Source organism: Candidatus Peribacteraceae bacterium (assembly GCA_041661065.1).
GTDB lineage: Bacteria > Patescibacteriota > Gracilibacteria > Peribacterales > Peribacteraceae > CAIKAD01.
The window spans coordinates 661,202-675,810 of record JBAZVD010000001.1 but is presented as its reverse complement, the minus strand read 5'-3'; the positions used below and the strand labels follow the sequence as shown (position 1 = coordinate 675,810).

At 61.2% G+C, this 14,609-nt stretch carries 13 protein-coding genes; 8 read left to right on the top strand and 5 right to left on the bottom strand.

Features of this window, described 5'->3' with window-relative positions:
* Positions 1 to 93: 93 nt before the first annotated feature.
* The 4 genes from rpsL to fusA all read left to right on the top strand — a co-directional run bounded on the left by rpsL (position 94) and on the right by fusA (position 3,786).
* Positions 94 to 510, top strand: coding sequence for a 30S ribosomal protein S12 (gene rpsL / locus WC698_03100; GenBank protein MFA6039224.1), 417 nt, complete (start codon positions 94 to 96; stop codon positions 508 to 510).
* Positions 511 to 570: 60 nt separating this feature from the next.
* On the top strand, positions 571 to 1,026 hold the full coding sequence (gene rpsG / locus WC698_03095; protein MFA6039223.1) for a 30S ribosomal protein S7: 456 nt from the start codon (positions 571 to 573) through the stop codon (positions 1,024 to 1,026).
* Positions 1,027 to 1,132: 106 nt separating this feature from the next.
* Positions 1,133 to 1,567 carry a hypothetical protein gene (locus WC698_03090; protein ID MFA6039222.1) on the top strand — a complete coding sequence of 145 codons (435 nt, stop codon included), beginning with the start codon at positions 1,133 to 1,135 and terminating at the stop codon, positions 1,565 to 1,567.
* Positions 1,568 to 1,686: 119 nt separating this feature from the next.
* Positions 1,687 to 3,786 carry an elongation factor G gene (fusA, locus tag WC698_03085; protein ID MFA6039221.1) on the top strand — a complete coding sequence of 700 codons (2,100 nt, stop codon included), beginning with the start codon at positions 1,687 to 1,689 and terminating at the stop codon, positions 3,784 to 3,786.
* 163 nt (positions 3,787 to 3,949) lie between these two features.
* On the opposite strand, the gene WC698_03080 is transcribed toward fusA, so the two are convergent.
* Complete coding sequence (locus WC698_03080; GenBank protein ID MFA6039220.1) at positions 3,950 to 5,122, bottom strand: type II secretion system protein; 1,173 nt, start codon at positions 5,120 to 5,122, stop codon at positions 3,950 to 3,952.
* 35 nt (positions 5,123 to 5,157) lie between these two features.
* Entirely contained in the window at positions 5,158 to 5,346 is a 189-nt protein-coding gene (locus WC698_03075) for a hypothetical protein (GenBank protein MFA6039219.1), read from the bottom strand.
* A 627-nt stretch (positions 5,347 to 5,973) separates the two neighbouring features.
* Between WC698_03075 and WC698_03070 the strand changes: the two genes are divergently transcribed.
* The 3 genes from WC698_03070 to WC698_03060 all read left to right on the top strand — a co-directional run bounded on the left by WC698_03070 (position 5,974) and on the right by WC698_03060 (position 11,139).
* A complete protein-coding gene (locus WC698_03070; GenBank protein MFA6039218.1) occupies positions 5,974 to 6,462 on the top strand; it encodes a YerC/YecD family TrpR-related protein in 489 nt (162 codons plus the stop codon).
* Entirely contained in the window at positions 6,449 to 7,492 is a 1,044-nt protein-coding gene (gene ribD / locus WC698_03065; protein ID MFA6039217.1) for a bifunctional diaminohydroxyphosphoribosylaminopyrimidine deaminase/5-amino-6-(5-phosphoribosylamino)uracil reductase RibD, read from the top strand. The genes WC698_03070 and ribD overlap by 14 nt, the downstream gene beginning before the upstream one ends.
* A 215-nt stretch (positions 7,493 to 7,707) precedes the next feature.
* Positions 7,708 to 11,139: a vitamin B12-dependent ribonucleotide reductase gene (locus tag WC698_03060; protein ID MFA6039216.1), complete on the top strand. Its 3,432-nt coding sequence runs from the start codon at positions 7,708 to 7,710 to the stop codon at positions 11,137 to 11,139.
* 89 nt (positions 11,140 to 11,228) lie between these two features.
* Here the strand turns inward: WC698_03060 and WC698_03055 are convergent, their stop codons facing one another.
* The 3 genes from WC698_03055 to ychF are packed head-to-tail and all read right to left on the bottom strand — an operon-like array spanning position 11,229 to position 13,198.
* Positions 11,229 to 11,525, bottom strand: coding sequence for an RNHCP domain-containing protein (locus WC698_03055; protein MFA6039215.1), 297 nt, complete (start codon positions 11,523 to 11,525; stop codon positions 11,229 to 11,231).
* Positions 11,513 to 12,064 carry a hypothetical protein gene (locus WC698_03050; GenBank protein MFA6039214.1) on the bottom strand — a complete coding sequence of 184 codons (552 nt, stop codon included), beginning with the start codon at positions 12,062 to 12,064 and terminating at the stop codon, positions 11,513 to 11,515. Before WC698_03050 ends, WC698_03055 begins: the two co-directional genes overlap by 13 nt.
* 39 nt (positions 12,065 to 12,103) lie before the next feature.
* Positions 12,104 to 13,198 (bottom strand): redox-regulated ATPase YchF, encoded by a 1,095-nt coding sequence (ychF, locus tag WC698_03045; protein ID MFA6039213.1) that lies wholly within the window; start codon positions 13,196 to 13,198, stop codon positions 12,104 to 12,106.
* 80 nt (positions 13,199 to 13,278) lie between these two features.
* Here ychF and WC698_03040 point away from each other — a divergent pair, with 80 nt between their 5' ends.
* Positions 13,279 to 14,550 carry a sortase gene (locus tag WC698_03040; protein ID MFA6039212.1) on the top strand — a complete coding sequence of 424 codons (1,272 nt, stop codon included), beginning with the start codon at positions 13,279 to 13,281 and terminating at the stop codon, positions 14,548 to 14,550.
* The last annotated feature ends 59 nt before the right edge of the window (positions 14,551 to 14,609 follow it).

Genomic DNA, 14,609 nt, shown 5'->3' with positions numbered 1-14,609 from the left:
CCTGCTCTTCCGTACTATCTCCCCGCCTCGTCAAACGTATTGTCGTAAGGACGTCCCGCTGGGACGTCCCTACCATCCCCTCCCATCGTCCCTATGCCTACCATCAACCAGCTCATCCGAAAATCGCGCAAGGACAAGCGCCGCAAGTCCAAGGCGCCCGCGCTCCAGACCGCCTGGAACGCCCTCAACATGCGCGATATCGACCTGCCCCACGGCGCGCCGTTCAAGCGCGGGGTGTGCGTGAAGGTCACCACCATGACGCCCAAGAAGCCCAACTCCGCCCTCCGCAAGATCGCGCGCGTGCGCCTGTCGAACGGGTACGAGGTGAAGGCGTACATCATGGGGGAGGGGCATAACTTGCAGGAGCACTCCACGGTCCTCGTCCGCGGCGGCCGCGTAAAAGACCTTCCGGGGGTCCGCTACCACATCGTCCGCGGCATCCTGGATACCGAAGGCGTCCGCGACCGTAAGCAGGGACGCTCCCTCTACGGCGCCAAGCGTCCTAAATAACATGTCGTAAGGACGTCCCGCTGGGACGTCCCTACCCGTCCCACGTAACCTCCTCCTCCCATGGCCAAGCCCATCAAGTCCTACATCCCCGCCAACTCCGACCCCTTGCTGGAGAAGTTCATCAACTGCCTCATGCTGCGGGGGAAGAAGTCCACGGCGCGCCGCATCTTCGCGGACACGCTGGAGGTCATCAAGACGCGCACCAAAGACGCCCCCATGGAGGTGTTCTCCAAGGCGCTCCTCAATGCCACACCCCTCGTGGAAGTGCGCCCCAAGCGCATCGCCGGTTCCGTGTACCAGGTTCCCGTGGAAGTGACCCCCAAGCGCCAGGTGGCGTTGAGCATCCGCTGGATCCTCACCGCCGCGCGCGCCCGCAAGGGGGTGCCCATGGCGCAGAAATTGGCTATGGAACTCCTGGACGCCTCCGCCGACCAAGGCGCAGCCATCAAAAAGAAGCAAGATGTGCTGAAGATGGCCCAGGCGAACAAGGCTTTTGCGCATTTGGCCAAGTCCTAAGCCAACCTGAACCTTCGAGGGGAGTGAGGGGCAGGGGGCTTCTGACCATTGACAAACTATACAAAATAAGTATAATATTCGCACCCATTTTTCCTTCCACACACACATGCACACCTTCTCCCTCACACTCGATTCCCTGAGTCTTTCCCTCTTTGAGCGCGGATGCCTCCGTGAAGCTGCGGAAGAGGCGTATCACGAAGCCGTGCTCCTGGTGGCGGCCGCCCTCCCCATCCCCGATACGTCGGTGTTTGCGCAAGCGCGGGAAGAGATCCTCTGCGAAGCGCTGCTGGAGGTGCTGGAGAACGGGGAAACCGTGGAAGTGCGGCAAGGCCGTGCAGTGGTGGACGTGACGGTATGCCGGTGCCTGTGCTCGGTGATGGAGGACAAACTGCGGCTGCTCATCGTCGGCGGCGAGGTATGTGAACAAACGGAGGCGGAACGCCGCGGGAGTCTTCCGCGCGGCTTCGAACATCCCGGGGATGAGGGAATTCCTCTTACCATGAGGGATTTGGAGGCGAATCCCGTTTGCGGTGAAGCCTGAATTCCTCTATAGTCTGCGGGCTTAGGATGCGGAAAGGACAGAGTCGCCAGCATCCCCTCCGGATGTGTTGTTTCGCAACGCTTCCCGCCGCACCTTCCCATTCTTTTCACCTGAGAGTTATGGACCTCAAGAACGTACGCAACATCGGGATCATCGCGCACATAGATGCGGGAAAAACCACCACGTCGGAGCGCATCCTGTACTACACCGGCCGCACGCATAAGATCGGCGAGGTGCACGAGGGGGAAGCCACCATGGACTGGATGGAGCAGGAGCGCGAGCGAGGCATCACCATCACTTCCGCCGCCACGCAGGCGCATTGGAAGACCAAGCAGCCGGACGGCTCCGAGTTGGACACGGTCATCAACCTCATCGACACCCCGGGACACGTGGACTTCACCGCCGAGGTGGAGCGATCGCTCCGCGTTTTGGACGGCGGCGTGGTGGTGTTCGACGGTTCCCAAGGCGTGGAGCCGCAGAGCGAGACCGTATGGCGCCAGGCCGACAAGTACCACGTGCCGCGCCTCGCGTTCATCAACAAGATGGACAAGACCGGCGGCAACTTCTTCATGTCGCTCGACAGCATCTTCGACCGCCTGAGCAAGAATGCGGTGGCCATCCAACTGCCCATCGGCGCGGAAGCCGAATTCTCCGGCCTCATCGATATCATCGCGCAGAAGGCGTACGCGTTCGAGGGGAAGAACGGGGAATTGCTCAAGGAGATCCCCGTCCCGGAGGACATGAAGAACCAAGTGCAGGAGTACCGTCTCATCCTCATGGAGAAGGTGGCGGAGAACAGCAACGACGAGCTCATGGACGCATTCCTGCAGAACAGCGCACTCACGGATGACCAGATCCGCACGGGGCTGCGCATCGCCACCGTTGCCAACAGGCTCTATCCCGTCCTCTGCGGGTCCTCGCTGAAGAACATGGGCGTGCAACCCATGCTGGACGCCGTGGTGGCGTACCTGCCTTCCCCCATCGAACTGCCTCCCGTGAAGGGGACGGACGCCAAGACGGGGGAACCGGTGCTGCGCAAGCCAAGCAATGACGAGCCCATGACCTCGCTCGCGTTCAAGATCGCCACGGACCCCTTCGTGGGGAGGCTCATCTTCGTTCGCGTGTACTCCGGCGTCCTCAAGTCCGGCAGTTACGTCACCAACTCCCGCACGGGCAACAAGGAGCGCATCGGGCGCATCGTACGCCTGCATGCAAACTCGCGGCAGGAGATCGAACAGATCGAGGCGGGCGACATCGGCGCGGTGATCGGCCTCAAGGACACGCGTACGGGCGATACCATCTGCGAAGAGGCGCATCCCGTCCAGCTCGAATCCATCACCTTCGCGGAACCCGTCATCTCCCTCGCCGTGGAGCCCAAGACCAAGGCGGACCAGGAGAAGATGGGCGTGGCGTTGCAGAAACTGGCGGAAGAGGATCCCACCCTGCGTGTCCGCACCGACGATGAGACGGGCCAGACCGTCCTGCACGGCATGGGCGAGCTCCACCTGGATATCATCGTCGACCGCATGCGACGCGAATTCAAGGTGGAAACCAACGTCGGCAACCCGCAGGTGGCTTATCGCGAGACGATCCAGAAGGAAGTGGAGCACGAGGAGAAGTACATCAAGCAGACGGGCGGGCGCGGGCAGTACGGCCACGTGGTCTTTAATCTCAAGCCCCAGGAGCCGGGCAAGGGCTACACCTTCGAGAACAACATCGTTTCCGGCCGCATCCCGCGCGAGTTCATCCCCGCCTGCGACAAGGGTTTCCAGGAAGGCATGAGCCGCGGCGTGCTGGCGGGCTACCCGCTCGTGGATATCCTGGTGGACCTTACGGACGGCTCGTACCACGACGTGGACTCCAACGAATTCGCCTTCAAGATGGCGGCGTCCATCGGCTTGCAGGCGGCCGCCCGGAAAGCGGACCCCGTGATCCTGGAGCCGGTGATGAAGGTGGAGGTGGTCACTCCCGAGGAGTTCTTCGGCGACATCATGGGCGACCTCAACTCCCGGCGCGGAACCATCCTCGGCACCAGCGAGCGCGGCACGGCCAAGGTGATCGACGCGCACGTGCCGCTGGCCGAGATGTTCGGCTACGCCACGGACATGCGCTCCATGACGCAAGGACGCGCCAGCTACTCCATGGAGCCCAGCCACTACGCCAAGGTCCCCAAGAATAAGGCGGAAGAAGTGATCGCGGCGCGCAGCGGAGGCAAGTAAGCCTGCCGTGCTCCCGCGCCATCCAGCCGGTCTTCAAGGAATCCCGCGTCATCCTCCTGGAGTGACTCGTCCGGTGTAACACGGAACGTCCCCATAACGCCCTCGCGATGCAATCATCCATCCGATATCCGCTGCAAAGGTCCGCGAACCGGCAGGAGTGCAATTATTCGTAGACAAATTCGGGCTCTTCCTCTGTCGCTGTCAGGACCCTGAGAGTCCTGTACGGTCCTCCGGGATTAGTTGAACCGGGGGCGTAACCGGCGGGGTTGTTGTGCGCGATGAGCTCGTCCACGGCATCCACGACGCCGTCCCGGTTCACGTCGTACTTGTTGGTGATGGATGCGGAGCTCGTCACACGGGCCCGCAGTTCTTCTTCATCAAGATAGTTTACGTTATAGCGCAAGGGTTCATTCCCCACATCCGCTTCCCCGATGGCATTCCCCCAGTAGTGGACCTCGTTTTCTTCCAGGCCGGTGTTCGGCGTGGCGAGGACGGTCACTCGCACCCATTTCCTCTGAAGAACATTGTCCGGCCAAATGATGGTGACCCGATCGGAGCCTCCCACGCCCGCTCCTTCCCTCACGGTCACGCTCGAAGGGGCCATAGTCACAGCCCAAGTAAACGACTGCTGGAACGTGAAGTCCGCGGCTGTGATCCCGGCGGGATTCGGCGAGAAGGCCAGGTCCACCATGATGCCGTTGAGGCCTTTTTCGTAATTGGTGTAATTGACAAAGGAGGAGGTTTCCCCGGGCAAAAGGACAACCTTGTCCGGCGCAATGGCGGCATCGTCCTCCGGGGAAGGCGAAGCATCGTAGCCGTCGTAGGAAGAATTGTTGTAGAAAATGTGATGGTACGCAACTTGCGGCTTGCATCCCCCCCGAGGCGTTTCCCCAGGAAGCTTGCCGTGGTTGGGCGAGAACACGCGGGGGCGCCCGCGCTGCTTGTACACCATGAAGCCGGTGCAGACGTCGTCCATATCCATCACGATATCCACCGGAAGGTGCGTGATGTACGCGGGAACGAGCGATTCTAGGCTCAACGCTTCGTCCAGAGGGCAACCTGCTCCCGCCTTGCAGATCCGCTTGGCGCAGGTGAGCCTGTTCTCTTCCGTGCATTCGGGGATGGCGTTCCATTCGGCGATCGTCTGCTCGTCGAGCATCCTGCTCTCCATGGAGTTACTGAGCTGTTGGGAGAGCTCCGACCGCTCCACATCCCGTGTCTTGAGGATTTGCGTGCGTGGAGCTATGGCCATGATCACCACGCTGCTGAGCGTACTGAGAATGCTCACGGCGAGGAGGAGTTCGATGACGGTGAAACCGGGTTTCGTACGTCGCATGGAAGGGGGGGATAGCGGGGAAGCGAGAGGGGTGATCAGTGGTCCAAGAGGTACTGCATGAGGGCGATCTCCAGATTCTCCGCTTCAAACGTGCGCGCCACATCGGCATCGTTCGTTCGTCGCGTGGTAGTGATGCCCAGCGTTACGGCTGTAATGACGAAGAGCACAAGGCTGGTGATGAGCATCGTCGTACGTTTCTTGCGGGAGGTCTTTGGTCTTGCCATACGCATAGTATTTTCCGAATGGGAGGAAAATGCACTTGCCGACCCGCCTGAATTCTTCATGGTCATAGGGAATGGAAAATTGAGACCAATGAGGAAAGATTGCGGAGTATCCGGCTTAAGCAGAGCAGAAGAATGTTGTGAAACGGACGTTGGTGCCTCATCATTCCTTGAACACTAATATAGTTCTACTAAAGAATCTACAAATAGGGCTGATCGTATAACTATGTAATTTTCAAACATTGAAAGTATTGCTCCCGCAAGTGCTTCATGCACCTGCGGTCAAACGCGAAGAACTCGCGGGCGATCTGTTTGAGCGTGTCCTGCACGATTTGCCAGAAGGCAGGACGGAGCACCGTGGCAGGCTCCTGGCGAGGAATGAGCGTGCGCCGCCAGGCACGTCGTCCTGCCGAGCAGGCACGGTACCCACTCAGGCCTTCATTGCGCCGCACTTTTCCACGGGAGAAAGATGATGGTAAGTGCGCATACGGAGAGTAGGGAACTCTCAGGTGTCGCGCTTGGCGGTTGAACTCGCGTCTGAAAATATGCAGTCTTGTTTGACACTTGATTGTTGATACTTGATACTTTTTCTCTTGTACCATTGTAGTACAACATTGTAACTTTTTCTCCATGCCCCCCAAGAAGCGCTTCACCGATGATTCCTTCCGGCGTGAGCCGTGGTTCAAGGCATTGTGCCAGGCATTCCTCACCTGCCGGTCGGAGGAGGATGCGGCGAACCTGTTCCGGGACATCGGCACGTTGAGTGAGTTGCAGGCGTGGAGCGAACGGCTGGAAGTGGCCAAGAATCTCGTCCGGGGGCTGAGCTACCGCCAGGTGGCGGCCGTCACGGGGGCCAGCACCACCACGGTCACCCGCGTGGCGCGGTTCATCGAAAACGGCACGGGAGGGTACCGCAAAGTGCTGCATGCCCATCGACACCATCGATTGGTGAATGAACAGAGCAACAACCAAGTGCCAAGCACCAATGACCCAAACGAAAAACGAATAGACGAGCAAACGAGAAACGTCCCATCCGGCTCCCCCCAATCCACACCGGCGTCGAAAGGAGCGCGGCCACATCCCGTCTCCGTCCTTCAGAAGTACCTTGATCGCAAATGATATCCGCACCGGCGATGATCCGCGCCATGATCACTTTATGGGGGAGTGTCTTCTGTTGGCGGAGGAGGGGAGAGGTGAAGTGGGAAACGGGGCTATGGTAGGGGCTCTACTCGTATTGGAGAACAAGATAATTGCGCAAGGATTGCACAAGGGATTCGGCAAGGCGCATGCGGAACGCGATCTTCTTCTGCACTTTCCCGGCACCGTTCCTCGAGACGCCATCCTCTACGTGAACCTGGAACCGTGTTGCCATGTGGGCAAGACACCACCCTGCACGGACATCATTCTGGGCAAGGGGGTGAAGCGCCTCTGCTTCGGCATGCGGGATCCGGATGAGAGGGTCTGCAGCCGGGGGGAGGCGTTGCTCCGCGGGCAAGGGGTGCAGGTCATCGGTCCCGTTGCCCGTCCATCATGCGAGTACTTCAACCGCGGTTTCGCCAGCCTGCGGAAGCGCCACCGTCCCTGGATCATCCTCAAGAGCGCGAGGACTCCGGAGGGGCGCAGTGCGGCGGAGGACGGTTCCCCCCTCAAGATCACGGGTGAGGAACAGGACCGGTGGGCGCATACGTCCTTACGGTCACGGGTGGACGCCATCCTTGTGGGGGTACAGACGGTGATCAGTGATGATCCGAGGTTGGATACGAGATGGAGTCAGAATGCGGCGGGCAGGGCAGGGCTACAACGGTATCAGCCATGGCGCATCATCCTCGACTCGCATCTCCGTACGCCCCTTACGGCGCGTGTCGTGAGTGACGACAACCGCGCGCGAACCGTCATCATCACGTCGCCCACCTTGGAGGCGGGCAAGGAAGACCGCCGCAAGGAACTGCAGGGGAGGGGAGTGCAGGTTTGGGACGTCCCCGTTTTCAACGGCTCCTTCGACTTCCCCGAGCTTTGGGGTGTCCTCTCCCGTCCGGAAGGGGCATTCCACGGGATCACGAGCATCCTCGTGGAAGGAGGAGCGCGGACCTGGGAGGTTTTTCGGGAGGCGGGAATGGTGGATGAGGAAGTGGTGATGGTTGGTAAGTGAACACGGCGCGGGAGTTCCCAAGAGCCGTCAACGCATTCAGTTTCCCCTCCGCCGAGAGGGTGGGGTACGATCCCGATCCTTAGCGCGCGGAATGCTTGACCGCACCCGCGTGACACAATATCTTGTGTAGTTGTTCATAAAAGACTCCTACAGATTGTGTTTCATTCCACAGCCCTATGAATCCTTCGTCGTCCCTTCGGGGCTCCTCCGGCCCAGTGCCTTCCTCACGTTCCCAAGTCTCTTCCGCGTCATCCCGTTCCGCGAAGAAAGAGGGGGCGATCCCCCCCGCTTCCGCCGTCGAGCAGGAACAGATGCTGGGCCAACGAGCTCGCAAGGGACTCTCCATTTCCCGCGTGTTCACCACGCCCGGGAACGACCCCCTGGAGGAAGTGCGCTACGAGAAGCGGACGAGCCGCATCGTCAATACCGACGGTTCCACGGTGTTCGAAATGCAGGGCGCGGAGGTACCCGCCGCCTGGAGCCAGGTGGCCACGGACATCATGGTGAGCAAATACTTCCGCAAGGCGGGCGTACCGCAGTACGACGACAAGGGCAACGTGCTCATGGATGCGGGCGGCAGCGTGGTCAAGGGGCCGGAGCGGAGCGTGAAGCAGGTGGTCCGCCGATTGGTCGGTTGTTGGCGGCACTGGGGGGAGCAGGAGGGGTACTTCGAGACGGCGCAGGACGCGCAAGCCTTTGAGGACGAGCTGAGCTACATGCTGGTGCACCAGATGGCGGCGCCCAACAGCCCCCAGTGGTTCAATACGGGGCTCCAAACGGCCTACGGCATCACGGGGCCCGCGCAGGGGCACTTCTACGCCGATTCCAAGACGGGGGACATCAAGAAGAGCGCAGACGCCTACACCCATCCCCAGCCGCACGCGTGCTTCATCCAGTCCGTGCGGGACGACATGGTCAACGAAGGCGGCATCATGGACCTGTGGACCCGGGAGGCCCGCCTCTTCAAGTTCGGTTCGGGCACGGGCACCAACTTCTCGCAGCTGCGGGGCATGGGGGAACCACTCTCCGGCGGCGGGAAGAGCTCCGGGCTCATGAGCTTCCTCAAGATCGGGGACCGCGCGGCGGGGGCCATCAAGTCCGGCGGCACCACGCGCCGTGCCGCCAAGATGGTCTGTTTGGACCTGGACCACCCGGATATCGAGGACTTCATCAACTGGAAGGTGAATGAGGAGAAGAAGGTGGCTGCCCTGGCGAAATTCGGCTACGACACCGATTTCAACGGAGAGGCGTACCTCACGGTCTCCGGCCAGAACAGCAACAATTCCATCCGCGTGGCCCATGACTTCTTCGAAGCGGTGGAGAAGGACGGCGATTGGAACCTGTACTGGCGCACGGAGTTGCGCAAGGCGGCGGAGGAAACCCGTCCCCCCAAGCCCAGCAAGACACTCAAGGCCCGGGATCTGTGGGACCAGATCGGATACGCGGCGTGGGCGTGCGCGGATCCCGGTTTGCAGTACGACACCACCATCAACGACTGGCACACCTGCCCCGCCGACGGGCGCATCAACGCCAGTAATCCCTGCAGCGAGTACATGTTCCTGGATGACACGGCGTGCAATCTCGCCTCGCTCAATCTCCTGAAGTTCTTCGATGAGGAGCACCGTTCCTTCGACGTGGAGAAGTTCCAGCATGCGGTGCGCCTGTGGACGATCGTGCTGGAGATCTCCGTCCTTATGGCGCAGTTCCCGAGCAAGGAGATTGCGCGCCTCAGCTACGCGTTCCGCACGCTGGGGCTGGGGTACGCCAACTTGGGCGCCATGCTCATGCGCATGGGGATCCCGTACGATTCCCCCAAGGGGCGCGCCATCGCGGGCGCCCTTACGGCCATCATGACGGGCGAGTCGTACGCCGAGAGCGGGGAGATGGCGTCGGTGCTCGGCGCGTTCGCCGGCTTCGCGCGCAACCGCGACAACATGCTCCGCGTCATCCGCAACCACCGCCGCGCCGCGTACGACGCGCCGGCCAAGGAGTACGAAGGTTTGCGCGTGGTGCCCGTGGGTCTGGACCAGAACGCCTGCCCGCCGGAGCTCCTCCATGCCGCCAAGGACGCATGGGACCGCGCGTACCGGGCGGGGGAGAAGGAGGGGTACCGCAACGCGCAAGTCACCGTCATCGCCCCCACGGGGACCATCGGGCTCCTCATGGATTGCGACACCACCGGCGTGGAACCGGATTTCGCGCTCGTGAAATTCAAGAAGCTGGCGGGGGGCGGCTACATGAAGATCGCCAACCAGTCGGTGGGGCCGGCGCTGCACGCCCTGGGGTACACGGAGGGCGAGGTGCGGGACATCATGACGTACGTCATGGGGACGCTCACGCTGGAGGGCGCCCCCCACGTGAACCGCAAGGCGCTCCTGGACAAGGGTTTCACGGACCAGGACATCGCCAATGTGGAGAAGACCTTGCCGCAGGTGTTCGACATCACGTTCACGTTCAACAAGTGGGTGCTGGGGGAAGAGACGCTCAAGCGCATCGGGTTTACGGATGCCGACCTCGCCGACCCCGCGCTGGACGTGTTGCGCAAACTGGGGTTCACGGCGGCGCAGATTGAGGAAGCCAACGTGGCCGTGTGCGGCCGCATGACCGTTGAGGGCGCGCCGCTCCTCAAAGAGGAGCACCTGCCCGTGTTCGATTGTGCCAGCAAGTGCGGCAAGCTGGGGAGGCGCTTCATTTCCGCCGAAGGCCACATCCGCATGATGGCGGCGGCGCAGCCCTTCATCACGGGGGCCATCAGCAAGACCATCAACCTCCCCAACGAGGCCACCGTGGAGGACATCAAGAACGCCTACTTCATCGGTTGGAAATTGGGGCTCAAGGCCAACGCCCTCTACCGCGACGGTTCCAAGCTCTCGCAGCCGCTCTCCAATTCCTCGGACAAGAAAGACGAAAAAACGGTGGAGAAAATCGTGGAAACCAAGATCATTGAGAAGTTGGTGATCAAGGAAGTCCCGCGCAGGCGCAAACTGCCCGAGGAGCGGCAAGCCATCGCCCACAAGTTCTCCGTGGCGGGCCATGAGGGCTACGTCCACGTGGGCATGTACGACGACGGCACACCCGGCGAAATCTTCATCAAGATGGCCAAGGAGGGCTCCATGCTTTCCGGCGTCATGGACGGCTTGGCGCTCAGTCTCTCCATGAACCTGCAGTACGGCGTGCCGCTGGAGGTGCTGTGCGAGAAGCTCGTCAACACCCGCTTCGAGCCCATGGGCATGACGGCCAACAAGGAGATCCCCATGGTCAAATCCATCATGGATTACCTCGGCCGGTGGCTGGCGCTCAAGTTCCTCACCAAGGAGAAGGCCAGGAAGTTCCACAATGCGGAGCTGGTGGAGCGCGCGTACGCGGAGGGCAGCATGAGCAAGTCCGCCTTCGCCATGCGCCTGCCGGTGGTGGATGAGGGCACGCACACGGAGCAGCGGGATTTAGGCACTCTCGTGGAGGAGAAGACGCACAAGGAGATCACCGAAGTGGTGTCCAAGGTGGAAGCGAGCGAGGGGAAGACCGTCCATGCCAAGCTCCAGGGCTTCACGGGGACCATGTGTTCGGGTTGCGGAAGCATGCGGATGAAGCGGAACGGGTCATGTGAGGTGTGTTTGGATTGTGGCGCCACTTCTGGTTGTAGTTGAGGCGTATTTCGTATCACGTATTACGTATTACGTATCATCCATGCACGAAGAGGAGGAGAAACTGATCACATTTCTAGAGCGTATACAGGTTAGCGGTAAGTGAAGGCGGAGATATCGTCATCGGGTGCGCATTTGTTGCGTATCTCTTTTCCGCATGCCGTGCAGCGGTGCAAGACCATCCATCCCTTCTTGCCGTCCTGGTCCAGGGCGACCGGTTCCATGAGCTCTTGGCAGAGCGACGAACGGTCACCCGGCCCTTGGTCATCCACATGCTTGCTCCACAGGCACAGCGGGCAGTGGTTGCGGTAGGTTCCGTGCGGCAGGGGAGTGACGACGGCACTGCAGTGCCCGCAGGTGAACGGTTCTTGACGGGCTATGAATGGCATGATGAGATGGTGGCTTGTTCAAACAGATGCAGTCGGTTCATGTAGGGATACGCTGGATCGTCCAGGCCCAGTTCATGAAGGAGATTCTCCGCTCTCCGTATCAAATCCTCTTCGGTCTCCTCAGCCAGTAATGTTTGTTCGTAGAGTTCAGGAGGAATGAGCGTCGTATGATCCAATCCGTTTAATCCTCCGCGGAGGGGTCCTTTCCACGAAGGGGAAAGCAGATGAGCGATGGAGGATCGAACAGCGCGGTTGTGGAAGTGGAACGAAGGGCAACCGCTCCCCGGAAGTTTAGTGAGTTGATGGATGCGCTGGGCGGTCGAATGGAGGATGTTTTCCTCTTCCTGTTGCCTCGAGCTCAGCCGGCGGAATCGGCGGAGGCATTTGAGCCGTTTCTCAGGAGACTTGTGGGGATCCGCAGTCCTTTGATGCAGTTCCTGCACCACCCGCTCAAGGTCTTCCTGCGGAAGGCCATGAAGGGAAGGGGCGATATCGGCAAGCTCGATGTCGCTGAGAGGGGGTGTAGCATGAGCATCCATCAAGGGAATGATAGGTGCGTCAAGGGGCGTTGTGAAGCGTCAGACATTGAAGCGGAACAGCATCACATCCCCGTCCTTCACCACGTACCCCTTCCCTTCCGCGCGCATTTTGCCGGCCGCTTTGGCTTTCTGTTCCCCTCCCAGCGTCACGTAATCGTCATACGCGATGGTTTCCGCCGCGATGAAGCCCTTCTGGAAGTCGGTGTGGATCGTTCCCGCCGCTTGGGGCGCCGTCATCCCCCGCGTGATGGTCCAAGCTTTCGCTTCCTTCGGCCCCGCCGTGAAGAACGTGATGTAGCCGAGCGCGTGGTAGGCGGCGCGGATGAGGCGGTCCAAGCCCGACGATTCCATCTGCAATTCCTTCAGGTATTCCCTGGCCTCGTCTTCCCCCAGTTCCTGCAAGTCTTCCTCGATCTTGGCGCAGATGGTCACCACGTCGGCATCCGGGGGGAGCGCCAGCCGTTCGCGCGCCTGCGCTTCCGTGACGCCCTTCACCTGCTCCTCCGACGCGTTCACGGCGTAGATCACGGGTTTCTGCGTGAGGAGCTGGAAGGGGAGCGCCAGGGCTTCCTCCTCCGGCGCCAGCGCCGCCTTCGACGCCGCTTTCCCCTGCTCGAGCAATTCCTTGATCTTGTGGGCGGCGGAAAGCTCCAGCACCCCCTGCTTGTCTCCCATCCTCGCTTTCGGTTCCAGCTTATCGATGCGCTTGTTGATGGTGGCCAGGTCGCTCAGCGCCAGTTCCGTCTCGATCGTCTCCCGGTCGCGCTTGGGATCCACCGTCCCCTCCACGTGGATGATGTCGCCCCCTTCGAAGAGGCGGACCACATGGCAGATGGCGTGCACCTCGCGGATGTGGCTGAGGAAGGCGTTCCCCAACCCTTCCCCTTTGCTCGCCCCCTTCACCAGCCCCGCGATGTCCACGAACTCCACCGTGGCGGGCACGGTCTTCTCCGGCTTCACGAGGTCCGTGAGTTTGGCGAGCCTCTCATCCGGCACCTCCACCATGCCCACGTTGGGATCGATGGTGCAGAAGGGGTAGTTCGCCGCGGGCGCGGCGCGGGTCTTTGTGAGCGCATTGAACAGGGTGGATTTTCCCACATTGGGCAGGCCGACTATTCCAATCCTTAATGGCATCGTGGGTGGAGAATAGCGTAGAGGAGGCCTGGGAAGCGAACATTGACAGTTAGTGAATTATGTGTAAGTATTTGTCGCTCATGAAGAATCACCCCGCAGCCCTCCTCATCGCCATACTCGCGCTCTCTTGGATTGGGCAGGCAACCGTTTCTGCGGCCGCGCCGGGTGACACGCAGGGGACGCGCTACGCGCAGGCGTATGCCGCCCTGCAGGAGAAAGGTGCCCTGGGGAACACGGGACGGCCGTACGACCGCATCACACGGGTGGAAGCGCTGAAGGTGATCGTCGCCTTGAGGCCGCACTTGAAGAACCGCGCGCAGTGGTTCGCAAACAACCTGCCGCCCCTCCCGCTCTTCCCCGACCTCGACCAGCATGCGTGGTACGCTCCCTACGTGGAGGCGGCCTTCGAGGCGGGCATCATCACCGGGTACCCCGACCGTTCCTTCCGCCCCACGGCCACCGTGCGTGCCGAGGAGGGCATCGTCATGCTTCAGCGTGCGTACGGGGAGGACACGCCCCGGCTTAACGCCGGCCCCGAAGAGGCTCCCTTTGGGGGCAAGGCTTGGTACGCCAATGCGGTGGCCAAGGCGTTCTCCCGCAATGTGGTTGCTTCGTCCGAGAAGCTTCGTCTGGGTTCGGCGCTCACGCGTGGGCAGTTCATCGACATGGCGTACCGTCAGGATGAGGTCACCACACGCAAGCTCACGGCCTTCACGGAACCGGTTTGGACGTCGCCCGCTTCCCCACGCGTTGCCGCCGTCCCCGCCCCGGCATCACCGGTGATCCGCCAGCCCTCCGTCGCCACCATCACCCCTCCTCCCGTCGCAGCCGTGGTCACCGTCCCGTCGCTTCCCCGCCCCCCCAACACGTCCGTGGCGCAGCCCGTGCCGCGGGCGGAAACCGTGTCGCTTTCGGCCAAGCCTTTCGCCATCACCATCCCCACGCTCGAGATCAACGACCTCTCCATCACGCACCCCGCCGACCCCACCACGCAGAAAGGCCTCCTCGCCGTGCTGGCGAACGGCGTGGGGCACCTCTTCAGTTATCCGGGCGGCGAGGGGAAGATCATGATCTACGGGCACTCCAGCGGATACTCCTGGGACGTCTCCAAGTTCACCAAAGCCTTCCGCCAGATCAACAAGCTCAACAAGGGCGACCGCGTGTACGTGACGCATCAAGGGGTGATGCACGTGTATGAGGTGACCTACAAGCATTCCGTCCCGGTGAACGATCTGCAGTACTTCTCCGGCCAGGGCGAAGAGCTCATTCTCTACACCTGCTGGCCGCCGGACAGCATCAAAGAGCGCTACCTGGTGCACGCGGTGCCGGTGAACAGCGTGGCGAAGAAGTGAAGGAGAGCGATAGGCAGGAGATAGACAGGTAAAGAAATCAGTGATATAATATGTATTAG